Origin of the sequence: Geomonas limicola (genome assembly GCF_014193675.1) — a bacterium.
In the GTDB taxonomy this organism is placed as follows: Bacteria; Desulfobacterota; Desulfuromonadia; order Geobacterales; family Geobacteraceae; genus Geomonas; species Geomonas limicola.
The window spans coordinates 149146-165957 of the sequence record NZ_BLXZ01000003.1 but is presented as its reverse complement, the minus strand read 5'-3'; the positions used below and the strand labels follow the sequence as shown (position 1 = coordinate 165957).

13 protein-coding genes are annotated in these 16812 nt (G+C 63.8%); 9 read left to right on the top strand and 4 right to left on the bottom strand.

Translation table 11 applies throughout. The features are described from left to right. Positions 1-11: 11 nt before the first annotated feature. The 4 genes from H7688_RS07860 to H7688_RS07845 are packed head-to-tail and all read left to right on the top strand — an operon-like array spanning position 12 to position 6196. A complete protein-coding gene (locus H7688_RS07860; protein WP_183360521.1) occupies positions 12-1337 on the top strand; it encodes a tetratricopeptide repeat protein in 1326 nt (441 codons plus the stop codon). Next, positions 1338-2210, top strand: coding sequence for a FecR family protein (locus H7688_RS07855; protein ID WP_183360520.1), 873 nt, complete (start codon positions 1338-1340; stop codon positions 2208-2210). 36 nt (positions 2211-2246) lie between these two features. After that, complete coding sequence (locus tag H7688_RS07850) at positions 2247-4160, top strand: DUF8740 domain-containing protein (protein WP_183360519.1); 1914 nt, start codon at positions 2247-2249, stop codon at positions 4158-4160. 26 nt (positions 4161-4186) lie between these two features. Then, the gene (locus tag H7688_RS07845; protein ID WP_183360518.1) at positions 4187-6196 is read left to right on the top strand and encodes a CHASE2 domain-containing protein; all 2010 of its coding nucleotides are present in this window, start codon (positions 4187-4189) and stop codon (positions 6194-6196) included. Between the two features lie 2 nt (positions 6197-6198). Here the strand turns inward: H7688_RS07845 and H7688_RS07840 are convergent, their stop codons facing one another. Continuing rightward, a complete protein-coding gene (locus tag H7688_RS07840) occupies positions 6199-6570 on the bottom strand; it encodes a pyridoxamine 5'-phosphate oxidase family protein (RefSeq protein ID WP_183360517.1) in 372 nt (123 codons plus the stop codon). A 262-nt stretch (positions 6571-6832) separates the two neighbouring features. After that, the gene (locus H7688_RS07835; protein WP_246329746.1) at positions 6833-8452 is read right to left on the bottom strand and encodes a methyl-accepting chemotaxis protein; all 1620 of its coding nucleotides are present in this window, start codon (positions 8450-8452) and stop codon (positions 6833-6835) included. 450 nt (positions 8453-8902) lie between these two features. Between H7688_RS07835 and H7688_RS07830 the strand changes: the two genes are divergently transcribed. The 5 genes from H7688_RS07830 (at position 8903) to H7688_RS07810 (ending at position 14182) form a co-directional block, all read left to right on the top strand. Beyond that, entirely contained in the window at positions 8903-10606 is a 1704-nt protein-coding gene (locus H7688_RS07830; protein ID WP_183360516.1) for a LytS/YhcK type 5TM receptor domain-containing protein, read from the top strand. Further along, entirely contained in the window at positions 10603-11373 is a 771-nt protein-coding gene (locus H7688_RS07825; RefSeq protein WP_183360515.1) for a LytR/AlgR family response regulator transcription factor, read from the top strand. The genes H7688_RS07830 and H7688_RS07825 overlap by 4 nt, the downstream gene beginning before the upstream one ends. A 399-nt stretch (positions 11374-11772) precedes the next feature. Continuing rightward, positions 11773-12993, top strand: a complete 1221-nt coding sequence (locus H7688_RS07820; RefSeq protein WP_198424468.1) for an alpha-hydroxy-acid oxidizing protein — start codon at positions 11773-11775, stop codon at positions 12991-12993. A gap of 82 nt (positions 12994-13075) precedes the next feature. After that, entirely contained in the window at positions 13076-13375 is a 300-nt protein-coding gene (locus tag H7688_RS07815) for a c(7)-type cytochrome triheme domain-containing protein (RefSeq protein ID WP_183360514.1), read from the top strand. Between the two features lie 51 nt (positions 13376-13426). Next, complete coding sequence (locus H7688_RS07810; RefSeq protein ID WP_183360513.1) at positions 13427-14182, top strand: substrate-binding domain-containing protein; 756 nt, start codon at positions 13427-13429, stop codon at positions 14180-14182. A gap of 463 nt (positions 14183-14645) precedes the next feature. Here H7688_RS07810 and H7688_RS07805 read toward each other — a convergent pair whose 3' ends face one another. After that, entirely contained in the window at positions 14646-15134 is a 489-nt protein-coding gene (locus H7688_RS07805; protein ID WP_183360512.1) for an FxLYD domain-containing protein, read from the bottom strand. A 77-nt stretch (positions 15135-15211) separates the two neighbouring features. Next, a complete protein-coding gene (glgC, locus tag H7688_RS07800) occupies positions 15212-16450 on the bottom strand; it encodes a glucose-1-phosphate adenylyltransferase (protein ID WP_183360511.1) in 1239 nt (412 codons plus the stop codon). Between the last annotated feature and the right edge of the window lie 362 nt (positions 16451-16812).

The following is a 16812-nucleotide window of genomic DNA, read 5'->3' as shown; positions in this document are numbered from 1 at the left end:
GACGGCAGGGCATGACGGCCAACTACCTCACCACTCACCTGGTCCCCGGACTGCTCCGCCTTGCGGCGCTTGCGCTAATCTGCCTGCTCTGGCAGAGCCTTCCGGCCCACGCTTCGGCCTCACCGGAGCTGCAGACGGGGATTGCCCTGGTGGAGCGCCAGAACTATGCGTTGGCGACCACGATCCTGCGCGGCGCAGTGGAAGAGGACCCGGCTGACGCGCGGGCTGCCTACTACCTCGGCGTGGCATTGAACCGGACCAGTGGCGGCAAGGAGGCCGAGCGGCTTTTGAAGGTCGCCCTCAGGGAGTATCCGGATCATCCCGGTGTCAACTTCGAGCTGGGGCTGCACTACTACCAGAAAGAGGTACTGGCGGAAGCCGGGGACTACTTCGAGCAGGTGATCGAGCTCTCGCCGACCAGCAGTCTGGGGGCCCAGGCCCGGGACTACCTGAAGCGGATCGAAGAGCGCGGCAAGGGGAAACCGTGGGACCTTTCCGTGCTGACGGGCTTCCAGTACGACAGCAACGTGATCCTCAGCAACGGCTCGCAGCCGCTGCCCGCGGGCTACTCGCACCGCGGCGACTTCAGCGCCCTGGTGAGCCTGAAGGGGAGCTTCACCCCGCTTAAAGACGCGAGCTGGGAGGTAAACGCCGACTACTCGCTGTACCAGAACCTGCACGCCACCCTGGGAAACTTCGACGTCACCCAAAATCTCCTGGAACTCTCGGTGAGCCGGTTCCTGGCACCCAGGCTCAGGGTCAAGGGGAACTACGGGCTGGAATATCTCCTTTTGGGTGGTTCGGCCTACAACTACACCCAGAGCGCGAGCCCCTCGCTCAGCTACCAGAGCGAGAACTTCGGCGTGACCACGCTCGATTACCACTACAGCACCAAGAGCTACTGGAACAGCGCAGCCTTCACGAACAACGTGGAGCGTAACGGCGACAACCACCTCTTCGGGCTCTCCCAGGTGCTGCCGTTGGGGGACACCACCACGCTGTGGCTTCTCTACAGCCACGACCTGGACCTGACCCAAAACGCTGCCCTGGGCTACTCCGGAAACCGGTTCCTGGCGGGGTGCCGGCGCCAGCTCCCCTGGGGGATCTCCGGCGATCTCTCCGGCGAGGTCTACTGGCGCGGCTACTGGGAAAGCGACCCCTCCTACGGCGTGAGGCGTGACGACACCCAGTACACGGTGTCGCTCTCCGTCTCGCGCAGCCTCTGGGAGCGCTACAGCCTTTCCCTGTCCCAGGTGCTGAGCTGGAACCACTCCAACATCACCGATTTTGCCTACACGCGCGGCATCACCAGCGTGCTGGCCAGCGCGAGGTTCTAGATGGTGGCAAAGAAGATCCGGATCGTGGTGCTGAGTGCGCTATTGCTTTTTTGGGGAGTTCCCCTCACGCTCGCCGGTCAACCGTCGGTGGGGAAGGTGGTCGCCATCAAGGGGGCTGCCAGTATCGGTCGCGCAGGAGGGCAGGTGCCGGCCAAGGTGAAGGGGGAACTCTTTGCCAGCGACACGGTAAAAACTGCGGCCGGCAGCCGCGCCAAACTCCTCTTCATCGATGACAGCGTCTTGACCTTGAGCGAGAACTCGACACTGGTGGTGCAGGAATTCATCGACGGCCAGGGGAAACAGGGGCGCTCCATCTACAACCTTTTAGACGGCAAGCTTCGCTCGGTGGTGGGAAAGACCAAGTTCGAGGTGCGCACCCCGACCGCGGTGGCGGCGGCACGCGGCACGGTGATCTTCTTCGACGTCGGGAAGGTTAAAAACGAGAGCTACTCGCGCATCATCTGCCTGGAAGGGAAGGTGGAGGTGAACAACGTCGTGAGCTCGGTGCGCGGGACCACGCTCCTTACCCCGGGGACCATGGTGGTGGTAAAGGCTGGGCAGGTGCCGCCTCCCGCAGTCCCGGCTCCCCCTGCGGAGCTTGAGAAAGCCAGGCGCGCCACTTCGTCGTCCGCTGCCAGCGGCGAATCCAGCGGTTCCGGTTCCGCTTCCAGCTCGAGCAGCGACGGCGGCTCGGCCAAAAGTGCGAGTGCCGAGACTCAAGAAAATACGGGAAACACGGGGAGCACGGGGACTCCAGCGCTCCCCGCCGTAAGCGGCACGAGCAGTGCGGGAACCGGTTTTGCGCCGCCGGTACAGACCCTGCCGATAAAGCAGCCGACCCGGGTCAACATCACCATAGGTATCCCTCACTAGCCGGTTTCGCCCCCGGGTGGGACCAGGAGGACATGCATGAAGTTCATCGTCGGTGCTGTCGCGCTGTTTCTCAGTTGCATCCTTACGTTATCGGCCTGGGCGGCCTTTCCGGGTACTCTTGCCTACCAGGGCTACCTGACCACCTCTGCGGGTGACCCGGTACATGCCACGGTCCCGATGACCTTCGCTCTCTACGGATCGCCAACCGGCGGTACCCCGCTTTGGAGCGAGTTCCACAGCCAGGAGTCGGTGCAAAACGGGGTCTACAGCGTGCAACTTGGTGCCGTCACCCCCCTGACGCTTCCCTTTGATACCGGTTACTACCTGGGTGTCGCGGTGGGGAGCGACCCGGAGATGACCCCGCGCCTGCCGCTTGCCTCGGTGCCCACTGCGTTCCGGGCAAGGGTTGCTGATCAACTGGGACAGGCTTGTGCCGACGGGGAGATCCTCAAATATCAAGCATCCACCTCGACCTGGAACTGCGCCCCCCTCGCCTCGGCTACGACCGGCGCTGCCGGAGCCGACGGTAAGTCGATTCTCAACGGCAGTGGCGCTCCCCTGCCGGCCATCGGTAGTGACGGGGATTTCTACCTCAACCTGACGAACTACACCCTGTTCGGTCCCAAGACCAACAGCGCCTGGGGTACCGGAGTCGCGCTGGTCGGCCCGACCGGTCCCGCCGGAGCCCAGGGCCCTGCAGGCCCGCAGGGTGCCCAAGGGGTTCAGGGACAGCAAGGTGTGGCGGGCCCTCAAGGGGTGACTGGGCCTCAAGGGCCTGCCGGGCCGCCGGGGCCCGGGCTCGCCTGGGCGAGCGTCTCGGGGGTCGTCCAACTGGCACAACCAAACGTAGGCTTAGTCGCCACCGACGCCACCAACCGGACCGTGATCACCCTGCCAGCCTCTCCCTCCCTCGGCGACCGTTTCAGCGTGGTCGGCAACGGTACCGGGGGATGGCAGGTCAACGCCGGAAGCGGCCAGAGCATCGTGACGCTCGGCGCCGGAACGCTGCAGCGCGGACTGGCTTGGGTAAACCACCTGACGAGCAGCAACTGGTCTTCCGTCGCCTCTTCCAGTGACGGCAGGAAGTTGGTGGTCTCCGCAAGCGGAACCATTTATACCTCGAGCGACGGCGGAGCTTCCTGGCTGCAACGCTCGGCACAAGCGGTGACGGTGGCATGTTCAAGCGACGGCAGCAGAATCGTCGCGGCAGGAGGATGGGTATTTATCTCCGGGGATTTCGGCGCCACCTGGACGTCCATTGGAGCCACTTCGATCAATAACCTTGCCGCCTCGTCGGATGGGAGCAAGCTGGTTGCTTCTGCCATCGATGGCACCCTGACCACCTCGAGCGATTACGGTGCCACCTGGACCCAGCGCGACATCATCCGGAACTGGAGAGGGGTGGCGTCCTCGGCCGACGGCGTCAAACTCGCGGCGGTCGTGTTCGGGGGAAATATCTACACCTCGACCGATTCCGGTGCGACCTGGACGCCGCGAGAGTCTGCCCGTTACTGGATGAAGGTTGCCTCCTCGGCAGATGGGACCCGGCTTGTTGCCGTCGTGAATGCCGGTGACGTGTACACCTCGTCCGATTCCGGCGTCACCTGGGTCAGCCACGGCCTGGTGCGCAACTGGACCTCGTTGATCTCGTCGAGTGACGGGATGAAGCTGGCGGCAGCTAACGGCAGCAATATCTACTTCTCGGACGATGGCGGTGTCACCTGGACTGCCCGGGCCTACAGCACAACCATGTGGAACACGCTCGCCTCCAGTGCCGACGGCTTGACGATCGTGGCGGGGCAAACAGGCGGCTATCTCTACACCTCGACGGCATCGCTGGTGAATACTCCGCTCCCCTCCGCTGCCCTGACCGGCGAGCAGTGGTCCACGGTTGATCTCACCTATATCGGCAACAACCAGTACCTGGTAACCGGTAGCAGCGGCAGGTAGCCGCTCTTCCCGGGCGGAATGCCTCCATGAAGAAACATCTCCCGTTTTACCTGATCGCTTCCCTGTCGCTGGCAGCCTCGCTGCTCGTGCAGGTCTACGACCCGCCCATTATCCGCGACCACCTGGAGGCGAAGACCTACGACCTGCGCCTGCACCTGCGGCAGCTCTTCAGGCCTCCTCCGGTCTCCCCCAGGATCGTCATCGTAACCATCGACGACCGCAGTATCGCTGAACTGGGGCGCTGGCCCTGGTCGCGCCAGCTGCAGGCGCGGCTCATCGACCGGATCGCGGCCGGAAAACCGAAGGCGATCGGGATCGACCTGCTCTACTCGGAGCCGGAGAACCCGCAAAGCGACGCGGCACTTGCCGGAGCCTTAAAGCGTGCGGGGAACGTGGTGCAGGGGACGGCTTTCCGGGTACCCGCCGCAGCAGGGGGGAGCGACAGCGGCACGGCCGACGCCGCCCCAACCCCGCCCGACGCCCTGTGGGACGCCGCCTTTGCCGAGGTGAAGAGTGTCCCCGGGATTGCCTGGAAACGCTGGGCTGTTGCCGCGGATCAGGTGAGCCTGCCGGTCGGCGAGATTCCCCGTACGGCCACGCTTGGGCACGTGGTGAGTATCCCCGACCTGGATGGCGTCCTGCGCTGGGATCTCCTCTACCTGCGCTTTGGTGACGACTGCTACCCATCGTTTGCCCTGCAGCTCGCCAGGATAGCTGCCGGGATACCTGCGAACCAGGCGGTACTCTACGGCGGCTCCGGCATAAAGCTCGGGGAGCGCTTCCTGAAAACGGACCTGAGCGGCCGGGTGCTCATCAACTACCGTGGCCCCGAAGCCAGCTTCCCGGTTATAAGCGCCGCCGACCTCATCAGTGGGCGGCAGGCTCCGGAAACCGTGAAAGACCGCATCGTGCTGGTAGGGACCTCGGCGCTTGCCACCTTCGACCAGAAGGTGACCCCGCTCTCCGCCAACTGCACCGGTGTGGAGAAAAACGCCACGGTGGTGCAAAACCTCCTGGAGAACGACTTCCTGGCCAAAAGCCCGGGGGTCGTGGAGCTTGCCATGATCCTGGTGAGCGGGCTGGCGCTCATGCTGGCCCTCCCCAGGCTGAAGGCCCAACCGGGGGTGGCGCTCGGGGTGCTTTTTACCGCGGGGTACTTTCTCTTTGCCCAGTACCTCCTCATCGAGCGCAACACCTGGATCAACCTGGTGGCACCAGTCGGGAACCTGGCAGTCATCGTCACCGCGGCCGGAGTGTCCCGGCTCTTCTTCGAGGAACGGCAGGCCCGGCAGATCCGTGCCATGTTCTCGAGCTACGTCACCGAGCGCCTGGTGGACGAGATGATCCGCAATCCGGGACTCGCGCGTCTGGGTGGGGAGCGGCGCGAGATCACGGTGCTCTTCTCGGACGTGAAGGGATTTACGAGTTATGCGGAGCGGCACTCGCCGGAAGAGGTGGTGGCCATCCTCAACGAGTACTTAGGGGAGATGACCGAGATCGTGCTGCGCTGGGAGGGGATTCTCGACAAGTTCATCGGGGACGCCATCGTGGCCTTTTGGGGGGCGCCCCACCGCCAGGAGGACCACGCCGAGCGCGCGGTGCGCTGCGCCCTGGAGATGCAGGCACGGCTCGAGGAGTTGGGGCACAGGTGGCGTGAGGCGGGGAGGGTGCCGCTCGAGGCCGGCATCGGCATCAATACCGGCGAGGCCATCGTCGGCAACATCGGTGCCGAGGGGAAGAAGATGGATTACACGGTGATCGGGGACCAGGTGAACCTGGGGGCGCGGGTCGAGAGCCTCACCCGTCGCTACGGCGAGCCGATCCTGGTGACGGAGTACACCGTCGCGGAACTGCGTCGGGCTGTCTCGGATGGTGCTTTCAAAGGGGTGGCGTTTCAGGGGCTGGAGCGGGTCGCGGTCAAGGGAAAGGAACAGCCGGTGGCGCTCTACGCGGTGCACCCCCTCGACGACCAGCGGGGCGAACCGGTGATCGTCGAGCTACGCGGGGATGCGGTGGTGCGTCTTGACGAGAAGTAGCCCTACCAGGTCTGGGTGATCTCGGTCGGGGTGACGACGAGGGCGGCCCTAAGCCAGGAGAACTTCTCCTTCAGGAGGTCGAACTCGGGACCCGAGAAAAGGAACTCGGCCTTACCCTTGATGAGGAAACCGGCTCCCGGGCCGTGCAACCCCTTCACCTTGCTGCTTCCCAGGGTGATCAGCACCTCGGGGTTGTGGGCCACGTTCGCCTCGGTCTTGTGCAGGTACCCCGCCGGGATCAGAAGTTTCCCCTCGCTCACCCGCAGGTAGCTGTTCCAGGTGTTCACCAGGTGCGGCCCCTCGCTTCCCAAGGTGGCGATGGCCACCACGCCGTCCTGCTTCATGATCTCCTGCAAGGTCTCCGGAATCGTCATTGATCTCTCCTTTTCTCCTGTTGGTATGGGCTTGGTCCGGATCACCCGCGATCCCGACCGAGAATGATCGCTCTAGCGCCTGCTCCGGGACCTGCTGAGGACCGGAAATCCTCTCCGGGCGGCTGGCGCTACCGGCCTACCATGGCAGGAGCGTCGGGAAAAGGGTAGGGGCAGTTGTCGGGAAAAACATGGGGGCAGCAAAAAGCCGCGGACACCGGATACTTCGGGCGCCGCGGCTTTTTGACGTGGAAGGAAAACTGGATCAGGCGACCTTGAACTGGCTCACGATCCCCTGGAGCTCCTCGGACATGACGGACAACCCCTGTGCGGCCTGGGCGGTTTCTCCCGCTCCCTGCGCCGCACGCTGCACGATGTCGGTGATCTGCATCATGTTGCTGCTGATCTCGCTGGTGGTGGCGGTCTGCTGCTCGGCGGCGGTCGCTATCTGCTGGGCCTGCAGGGTAACCGCGTTGATCTGCTCGAGGATGTCCTCCAGGGCCTGGCCGGAACGGGCGGCTTCCTGGGTGCCGCGCTCCACCTCGCGGTTTCCTTCCTCCATCGCGGAGACCGCGCTCCTGGTCTCCAGCTGGATGGTGCGGATCATCTCGGAGATCTCCTTGGTGGCCCGGGTGGTGCGCTCGGCCAGGGCCCGCACCTCGTCGGCCACCACGGCAAAGCCGCGTCCCTGCTCGCCGGCGCGCGCTGCCTCGATGGCCGCGTTAAGGGCGAGAAGGTTGGTCTGGTCGGCGATGTCCTCGATGGTCCCGACGATGGCGCCGATCTGGTCGGAACGGGAACCAAGCGATTCCACGGTCTGGGCCGCGCCCTGCACCCGTTCGGCGATGAGCCCCATGACCCTGACCGTCGCCTGCACGACGCCCGAGCCTTCCACGGCAGCCTGGTTGGCACGCTGGGCCCCTTCGGCAGCCAGGTGGCAGTTCTGGGCGATGTCGCTGGAGGTCGCCGCCATTTCCTCGCCGGCGGTTGCCACCGTTCCGGCCTGGGCTACCACCTCTTCGGTTCCTGCCGCCATCTGGTGCGCCGTGCTCCTGAGTTCGGTGGAGGCCGAGGCGACCCGGCAGGCTTCACCACCCAACTGCACCATGATCTGCTGCAGCTTGGCGGCGAACGCGTTGAAGTGCTCGCTTAGTTGCCCCAACTCGTCTTTGCTCTGGTAGCCGACCCGGCGGGTCAGGTCACCTCCCGCGATAGCCGTTATGGAATCGAGCAATTCGTTGAGCGGTTTCCGAATCCCGCGGACTATGGTGAGCGAGATAACCAGACTGAGAATGAGGGCTACCAAACCGAAGCCGATCATGAACACGGAGGCACTCTGGCCGGCATCCTTGGCCTCTTTCACCCTCAGGTCCACGCGCTTGGAGAAATATTGCATGAGCGCGTTCGCCGCATCGCTGCATTTCTGCTCGGCAGGTTCCCCTTCGGCTTTCATGATTTCTCGGTACTTCATGGGGTCGCCGGCGTCGGCCGCGGCCTTGATGCGGTCGTTGACCTCGACTGCGGTTTTGAGGGAGGCGAGCAGCTCACCCAGCAGCCGCTTCCCTTCCGGGGTCTTGGTTTTCTTCTGCAGCAAGGCCAGCGACTCCCGGTAACGGGCGCGGCTCTTCTCGACGCGGCTGGCGAGCTGGTCCCGGTCGGCCTGCGTCTCAGCCAGAAACAGCGACTTGAGTGACTCGTTCACCTCGCGGACCCCCAGCATCACGCTTGCGGCAGCGGAGCTGAGATCGCTGACCCGGTTCACGTTGTCAAGTTGATCGGAGCTGTTGGAGAGGCTCTTGACGCCGGTGGCAATCACGATCACCAAGATGAGGGAAATTAAGGTGAACCCTGCGAAAAGACGTGTACCGATGCTGAGATTTTTCATGTTTACCTCGCTGCTACGCATGACCTGCGTGTAATGGAACCAACTGTTTTCGGAGTTCCTCGAGGAAGTTGCACCGGTTTGGTCCGACAAAAGCAGTGGAACTTGTAGTCGTATCGACGACGTTGTCAAAAACTTTAGGAGTATTTGGGTCCGGATAACCTGCTGGTAGAGAAGGAAAACCGCGTTCATTGTGCAGTAAGGGAAAACCCCTCATGCCTGTGACAGTGGTAGCTGCGCTGCTGAGAATATCTGTCGACGGGAAATGGAATTCAGACCAAGAGTCGTGCGGCCTACTTCAGTGGCGTGAAGAGCTCGTTGTGTACCAGGTTGCCCAAGAATGCGAGGGTGCGGTTTGACGTAGTTCTTCATTAGGTGTATAGTCGGGCCTCGTCAGCGTCCGGCCTGTTTCCCGGCATTCCCCGATCTCCCACCCGCCTCACGGTACCTGTCATGAACGAAACCATCGGACTTGCCGTCGATCTCCTGGAACGCCTCGGGTTCTTGGCGGTGCTCTTTTTCCTCATGCTCCGCTTCGAGCCGTTTCGGCGCCTGCTGACCGGGCGCGCCACGCTGCGCGAGAAGGTGGGGCACGCGGTGTTCTTCGGTGTGGCCGGTATCTTCGCCACCTACTGCGGTTTTCCCATGCACGGTGCCATCGCCAACCTGCGCACGGTCCCCGTGGTGATCGGCGGCATCCTGGGCGGTCCCCTGGTAGGGCTCGCCGCGGGGCTCATCGCCGGGTGGCACCGCTACTTCTACGACCTGGGCGGGGTGACCTCGCTCTCCTGTGCCATCGCCACCCCGTTGAGCGGGCTCCTGGCCGGGCTCGTCTACCGCAGCGTAAAGTGCCGCAGCTTCGATTCGCTCATCGCCTTCGGGCTCGGGATGCTCGCCGAGTCGCTCAAGATGGTGCTGATCCTCTTTCTGGCGCACCCTCCCGAGGCGGGACAGTACGTGGTGCAGACCATCGGGCTCCCCAGCATTTTGGCCAACGCCTTCGGTGTGGCGGTGCTCATGGAGGTGATCGCCTCGGTGGTGCGCGACCAGGACCGTGCCATGGCGCAGCAGGCCCAGACCACGCTCAACATCGCTTTCCGGACGCTCCCCTTCCTGCGCCACGGTCTCACCGCGGAATCCGCCGGCGCCGCGGCGTGCATCATCCGGGAGCTGACCGGGCTCGATGCCGTGGCCTTTTTCGGTGACCAGGGGCTCTTGGCCCACGAGGGGGTCGACGGCGAGCGGCACCGCTCCGGCGACGTCAGCGCCCCGCTGGTGGTGCGCCGGGCGCTGGAGAGCGGCGCGGTCGTGACGGCCCGCGACATCGACGAGGTCGGCTACCCTACCCGGGAGAGCCGGCTGCGCAGCGCCATCGCCGTGCCGCTCATCGTGGGAGAGAAAGGGAACTCGGTGATGGTGCTCTACCGGGTGCGCGAGCACGCCATGAGCCGGCTCGACCTGGAACTCGCCCATGGGCTCTCTCACCTTTTTTCAAACCAGCTGGAACTGGGCGAGATCGAGCTGCAGCGCAAACTGGTGGCCGAGGCGGAGATCAAGGCGCTGCAGGCCCAGATCAACCCGCACTTTCTGTTCAACGCCATCTCGACCATCATAAGCTACACCCGCACCGACCCGCGCACCGCCTCGGGACTTTTGGTGAAGCTCGCCGAGTTCTTCCGCAAGAACATAAGCCCCACGGCAGCCCAGGTCCCCCTGTCGCTCGAGCTGGAGCACTGCGAGGCCTACCTCGCCATCGAGAAGGCACGCTTCGAGGAGAGGCTCTCCATCGTGTACCAGATCGACGAGCCGGCGCTCACCTGCAAGGTGCCCTCGCTCATCCTGCAGCCCCTGGTGGAAAACGGGGTGCGCCACGGCATCCTGCCGCGGGAAGGGGGCGGGGTGATCCGGATCGCGGCCCGGCGCGAGGCGGACGAGCTTTTGATCAGCGTCGAGGACGACGGGGTGGGGATCCCGCCGGAGCGCCTGGCGGCCCTGCTTTCCGACGGTGCCCGGATCCCCTCCGCCGGGCTCGGGCTCGCGCTTAAAAACGTAAATGGACGGCTCACCACGCTCTACGGCAAGGACCGGGCCCTGACCATCGAGAGCACGCCGGGGGGCGGTACCACGGTGAGCTTCTCGGTACCGGTGGCGGCATGAGCATCACGACCTACCTGATCGACGACGAGGCACCCACCCGGCGCGAGCTGCGCTTTCTCCTGGAGGAGTTGGGCGAGGTGACCATCCTGGGCGAGGCCGGGACCCCCTCGCAAGGGTTGCAGGGGATCCGGGAGACCCGCCCCCAGCTCATCTTCCTGGACATCCAGATGCCGGGTTTGAACGGGATCGAGCTGGCCGAGATCATCCGGGCGCTCCCCGAGCCGCCGCTCATCGTGTTCGCCACGGCCTTCGAGGAGTTCGCGGTGCAGGCCTTCAACGTGGAGGCGCTCGACTACCTCCTGAAACCGTTCACCGAAGATCGGGTGGCGCGCGCGGTGCGCAAGGCGGCCGAGCTGTTGCGGTTGCGCAGGGGGGGGCTGCCGGTCCCCGAGGCGTCCGAGCCCCCATTGGGCGCCGACAAGGGTGAGGTGAAGCGGGTCCTGGTGCACCAGGGGGACAAGCTCATCCCGGTCGCCCCGGAGCAGATCGTTTTCATCAGGGCGCTGGAAGGGGAGGCCGAGGTGCACACCGCCAACGGCGTCTTCTTTGCGAAGAGCACCCTCACCACGCTGGAGGCGATCCTGGAGCCCTACTCCTTTGCCCGGGTGCACCGCAACTCCCTGGTGAACCTGAGCCGGATCATCGAGATCATCCCCTGGTTCAACGGCAGCTGCAAACTGGTCCTGAACGATCGGCAAAAAAGCGAGGTGCTGGTGAGCCGCTACCATGCCAAAGACCTCAAACAGCGCCTGATTCTCAGTAACTAGCCCGCCTGAGTGCTGCGGCGGTTCTCCCCGGTTTTCCCCGTACCCATTCCCACGCTTTCGCGTTGAGAAATTCTCAGATGACGCTCCAGCGTTCCCGGTTTGTGCCGCTACCGACCTAAAGCCACGCCGGCCGCAATCCCGCCTGGAGCGCGCGAGTAAGACTTGCGCTGAGTTTCCTCCACCGGCGACTCCAGCTTCCCTCATTGCGACACCCTGCCATTCAATCCCGATTTCTGCCATTCATCCCCCGATTCACACCATTCGCCGCCAGTTCCTTCCCCTGCCGCACGATACGGGCTATACCCAAACTACCGAAGAGACACCGGCGTGTCGCACTTCCCAGGGCTGAGCCTGGTGCGTGACGCGTGCCCGGTTACCAAACTGCAGGAGGAGAAACCAATGTCTGAAGAATTCATCGAAGCGGTCGAGCAGGAAGGGGCCGGGTTTAGCCGCCGTAATTTCATGAAAACCGCCGCCGTGGTAGGCGCCAGCGTGCTCGCCGTTCAGGCGGTGGGGCGCCGCGAGGCGCAGGCAGCCGAGGAGGCGAAGAAGGAGGCCAAGGCCGCCTCGGCTGCCGCGGCGGGTGGCAGCACCAAGAAACTCTCCGACGTGCTGAAGAGCTGCCGCGAGAAGATGTACCCGCGCTGCCGGGTCTGCCCGGAGTGTAACGGCGTCGCCTGTTCCGGCGAGGTCCCGGGCATGGGGGGGCTCGACTCCGGCAAGGCCTTCCGCAACAACCTGGAGGCGCTCGCCAAGTACGATCTGAAGATGAAGACCTTCCACGAGGTGAAAAAGCCCGACACCACCCTGACCCTGTTCGGCGCCAAGCTCTCGATGCCGATCCTCTCCGGGATCACCGGCGGGGTGACCTACAACATGGGGCTGGGGGGGAAGGTGAGCGAGGAGGAGTACGCCGAGGGGATCATCGGCGGCTGCGCGAGCGTCGGCACCATCGGCTTCGCGGCCGACGGCATCGGTGACCCGCTCTCCGTGTACGAGACCCGCCTGAAGACGGTGGCCAAGTACCGCGGGCAGGCGGCGGCGCAGATCAAGCCGCGCACCCAGGCCGAGATCATCGAGCGCATCCGCCTGATCGAGCGGACCGGCGCCCCCTTCTTCGCCATCGACATCGACTCGGCCGGCCGCGCCAACCGTGCCCTGCCGGGCAAAACCGTGGAGCCCAAGAGCCTGAAGCAGCTCCGCGAGATCGCCAAGTCCACCAAGCTCCCCTTCATCATCAAGGGGATCATGACCCCCGAGGAGGCCCTGGCGGCCGTCGAGGTGGGTGCTGCCGGCATCGTGGTCTCCAACCACGGTGGTCGCGTGTTGGACCACACCCCGGGCACCGCGCAGGTGCTCCCGGAGATTGCCGACAAGGTGAAGGGGCGCCTGGTGATCTTCGTCGACGGCGGGGTGCGCTACGGTGCCGACGTCCTGAAGATGCTCGCCCTGGGTGCCGACGCCGTGCTGGTGGGGCGCCCGCTGCTGCGCGGCTCGGTGGGGGGGGGAGCCGAGGGTGTCGCCATGACCCTCAAGAAGATGCACGAGGAGCTCCTGGTGGCCATGATCCTGACCGGTACCGCCGACGTCAAGAAGGTGAGCCGGAGCATCATCGCCTAGGGACCACTACCACGTACCCCTGAGGCGGCGGGGCAGGCCTAACCGGCTGCGCTCCCGCCGCTTTGCTGGGGATGGAGAGAACATGAAACTATCGACCGTAAGCCTGGTGCTGGCAGGGCTGGCCCTTCTTGCCGGAGTGGCCGGAGCGACCAGTGACAAGGCACTGCTCTACGGAGGCGCGGGGCAGGGGAAGGTGATCTTCGACGGCAGGTTGCACGCCTCCAAGGGGCTGGTCTGCAACGATTGCCACAGCGCCATCTTCGCCACCAAGAAAGAGGCGCTCATCACCATGGATAATCACAGCCAAAAGGTGGCCTGCTTTACCTGCCACGACGGTGTCAAGGTCTTCAACGACTGCGACCAGTGCCACCGCAAACTCTAGGTACACTGCACCAATTTCCCAGGCTCTCATAGCCTGAACAGGAGGACTCACATGAACAAGGCAATCCGGGTCTCGGGACTCGCGTTGGGAGCGGCGCTGCTCCTTGGCCAAGCCCAGGGAGCCCTGGCAGAGGACGTGAAGTTGAACGGGGCGGCCAGCGTGGTCACCGACCTGGTGGCTCCGCACAAGGCCGCAGTGGAAAAGGCGACCGGGCTGAAGCTCATCGTCGACAGGAGCAATGCCGGCAAGGGACTCATCGACCTGATCGACGGCACGTGCGACGCCGCCATGGCCTCGGCCTCGCTGGATGCAACGGTGGCGGCAGCCAAATCCGCCGGTCTCAAGAAGCCGCTGCCCGACCTGAAGCTGCAGGTGATCTCGAAGTCCGAGGTGGTGTTCATCGTGCACCCCTCGAACCCGGTGACCAAGCTTACCTGGGAGCAGATCAAGGAGATCCACACCGGCAAGATCGTGAACTGGAAGGAAGTGGGGGGTAAGGACCTCCCGATCACCGTGTACACCGATGCCAAGGCGAGCGCGACCCGTGGCCTGATCAAGCAGACCGTGCTGGCCAACGCCGAGTATGCGGCCGGCGCCAAGGCGGTGGATTACGTGAAAGACGTCAACGACAAGGTGGCCCTCGACCCGAGCGGCATTGGCGGGCTGGGTTCCGGGTTCGTCGATGCAGGGAAGGTCGTGGTACTGAGCACCAAAAAGCTCGAGCGTCCGCTTGGTTTCATCACCGTGGGCGAGCCCTCCGCGAAGGTCCGCAAGGTGATGGAGGCCTTCAAGGCGGCCAGCAAGTAGATTCTCAGGCGCAACGCCTCTTCGTTTAATGCGATGGCCGTCCTTCCGTGTGGAGGGACGGCCTTTTTCCGTATATCCGGGAACTTAGGGGGAATCGCGTCCCCCCCTTGACGGGAGGGGGCAGGGGATGGGTGAAGCTGCCAAATGCGGTGAGCTGGCGCCTGTCTCCTTACCCTGTCCCTCTCCCGCAGGGGGAGAGGGGCCCTGATGGGGCGGCTTTCCCTGGAAAACCTGAAGAACCTTCGCTTGCAGGTACGTGCTGCCGGCGGGACCATGCCCGCTGCGGGGGAGGAGAGGGGGGGATCTGTGGCGAGGAATAAGAAAAGGGAGCGTCCTTAGGTCAGGAGCGCTCCCTTTTGTACGGCTGTGGCGGTTCAGTGAATGGTGCAGAACCAGGGGGGGCCTTTATCCCCTTAATCCCATTAATCCCTGTTGCTTAGGGGGTTCATCCCGTTCATCCCTGTTACCAGTCGAGGTCCTTGCTCTTTTGCACCCCGAGCCGCTGACCGGTGGCGGCGTCAACCGTGAAGTTGCTGGTCCAGGAGTAACTCCCCTGGCTGGACGAGACGACGTAGTTGACGATGAAGCGCAGCATCAAGCCCGGTTCCTGGGCCTTCGGGAGGTGCAGCTCGAAACTGCGGAAGTCGTCGCTGTCGATGGGCTGGGGCAGGGGGTGGGCGAGTGCTTCCCCCAGCACTTTGTGGTTCTTATCCAAAAGCGCCACCCGCACCTCGAGGTTCTCCATGCGCTGCCCCCGCACGTTTTTTATGAGCCCTTCCACCTTGACCCCCTCGGCAACCGGGGCCAGGCGCCAGGCGTAGCGCAGGTCGAAATCCTTATAGATATACCGGTAGTCTGCGGCCGGGCTGCGTACCATCCCCTGCTCGGTCGCGCAGGCACCCAAAGCGACGCATACTGCCAGTAGCGCTGCCAGTCTTACCAGAATCCTCACGTTCCCTCCGCTCAGCATTAAAAAATGAAAAGGCCCGCCGAGCTTAAACCCGACGGGCCGGAACTGTCCACTGTTTTCTAGTCCTTCCGCGGTACCACCACGATGCCGGAATCGGTCACCGTGTAGCCGCGGCGCTCATCCTCCTCCCGGTCGTAGCCGATTACGGTGCGGTCCGGAATCACCACGCCGCGGTCGATGATCGCCTTCTTGATCTTCACCTGGCGCCCCACCTGGACATTTTCGAAAAGGATCGAGTCTTCCACGAGGCTGTTGCTCCTGACCCGGCAGGAGGGACCCAGGATGGAGCGGCACACCGTGGCGCCGTTGGTCACGCACCCCCCGCTTACGTGCGACTCCAGGTTCACCCCCGCGTTCCCCTCGCCGTCGGTCACCGTCTTCGCCGGGGGGAGGTTCCCCTGGTTGGTGAGGATCGGCCACTTGTAGTTGTACAGGTCGAGCTGCGGGGTGCATTTGATCAGGTCCATGTTGGCGTGGTAGTAGGCGTCCAGCGTCCCCACGTCTTTCCAGTAGCCGCGCTCCTCGCTCTTGAAGCCGGGGATCACGTTGTTCTTGAAATCGTAGGCGAAGACCCGGTCACGGGACTCCAGCATCATGGGGATCACGTGTCGCCCGAAGTCCAGGTTCTCGTGGCGCTTCTTCCCTTCCTGGAGCACCTCGATGAGCTTTTGGGTGGAGAAGATGTAGTTCCCCATGGAGACGAGGCAGGTCTCGCAGCCGGAGATCGCCTCGGGGCACTCCGGTTTCTCCTCGAAAGAGCGTACCCGCCCCTCGTCGTCCATCGCGAGTACCCCGAAACGGCGCGCCTCGCTGGCCGGCACCTCGATCGCCGCGATGGTGAGGTCGGCGCGGTTTTGGCGGTGCTGGTTGATCATCTGGCTCACGTCCATGCGGTAGATGTGGTCGGCCCCGAAGATCGCCACGTAGTCCGCGTTGGACGATTCCACGAAGCGCAGGTACTGCAGGATGGCGTCCGCGGTCCCCTTGAACCACTTCTCGCTCTCGCTGCTGGTCTCCGGGGAGATCGCCACGAAGAACTCGCCCAGCCCGGTCCACTTGCCCCAGGACTCGCGGATGTGCTTGTTGAGCGAGAAGGCACGGTACTGGGTGAGGATGTAGACCTTCCTGATCCCCGAGTTGAACAGGTTGGAGAGCACGAAGTCGATCAGCTTGTACTTGCCGGCGAAGGTCACGCTCGGCTGGGCGCGCCTCATGGTGAGCGGCCAGAGCTGCTCTCCTTTACCGCCGGCGAGCACCATGGCGATGGTGTTTTTTTCGACATTGTCCTGGCCAAACATGCTGCGTCTCCTTTGGTGAGTCGGTGCTGAGGGTGAGGATGGCCCTGCCCAGGTATCGGGTCTGACACCGTTTGGGGCGGTGGGTTGCTTTTCAGTCAGGACGATGCGCTGTTTCACTATCAGTCACTGCGTAGGGGAGGATTGTAAAATATTATGAAAAAATTTCAACAAAGAAAGTGTCAGGTAGTTTTGCCTGCTGTCTGGAAATGTGAGAAATATGAGTTTTTGCCAATCTCGCTGCCTGTGATTTTCGGAGTTTAGCTCTCGCTGTGACTGGAGCACTTTTTTTTATGTGTACCGGACCCGGTTCTCAGCCGGTTGGTGCTCAAGCCCGGTACGGCTCGAGATCCGGCATCGGTATA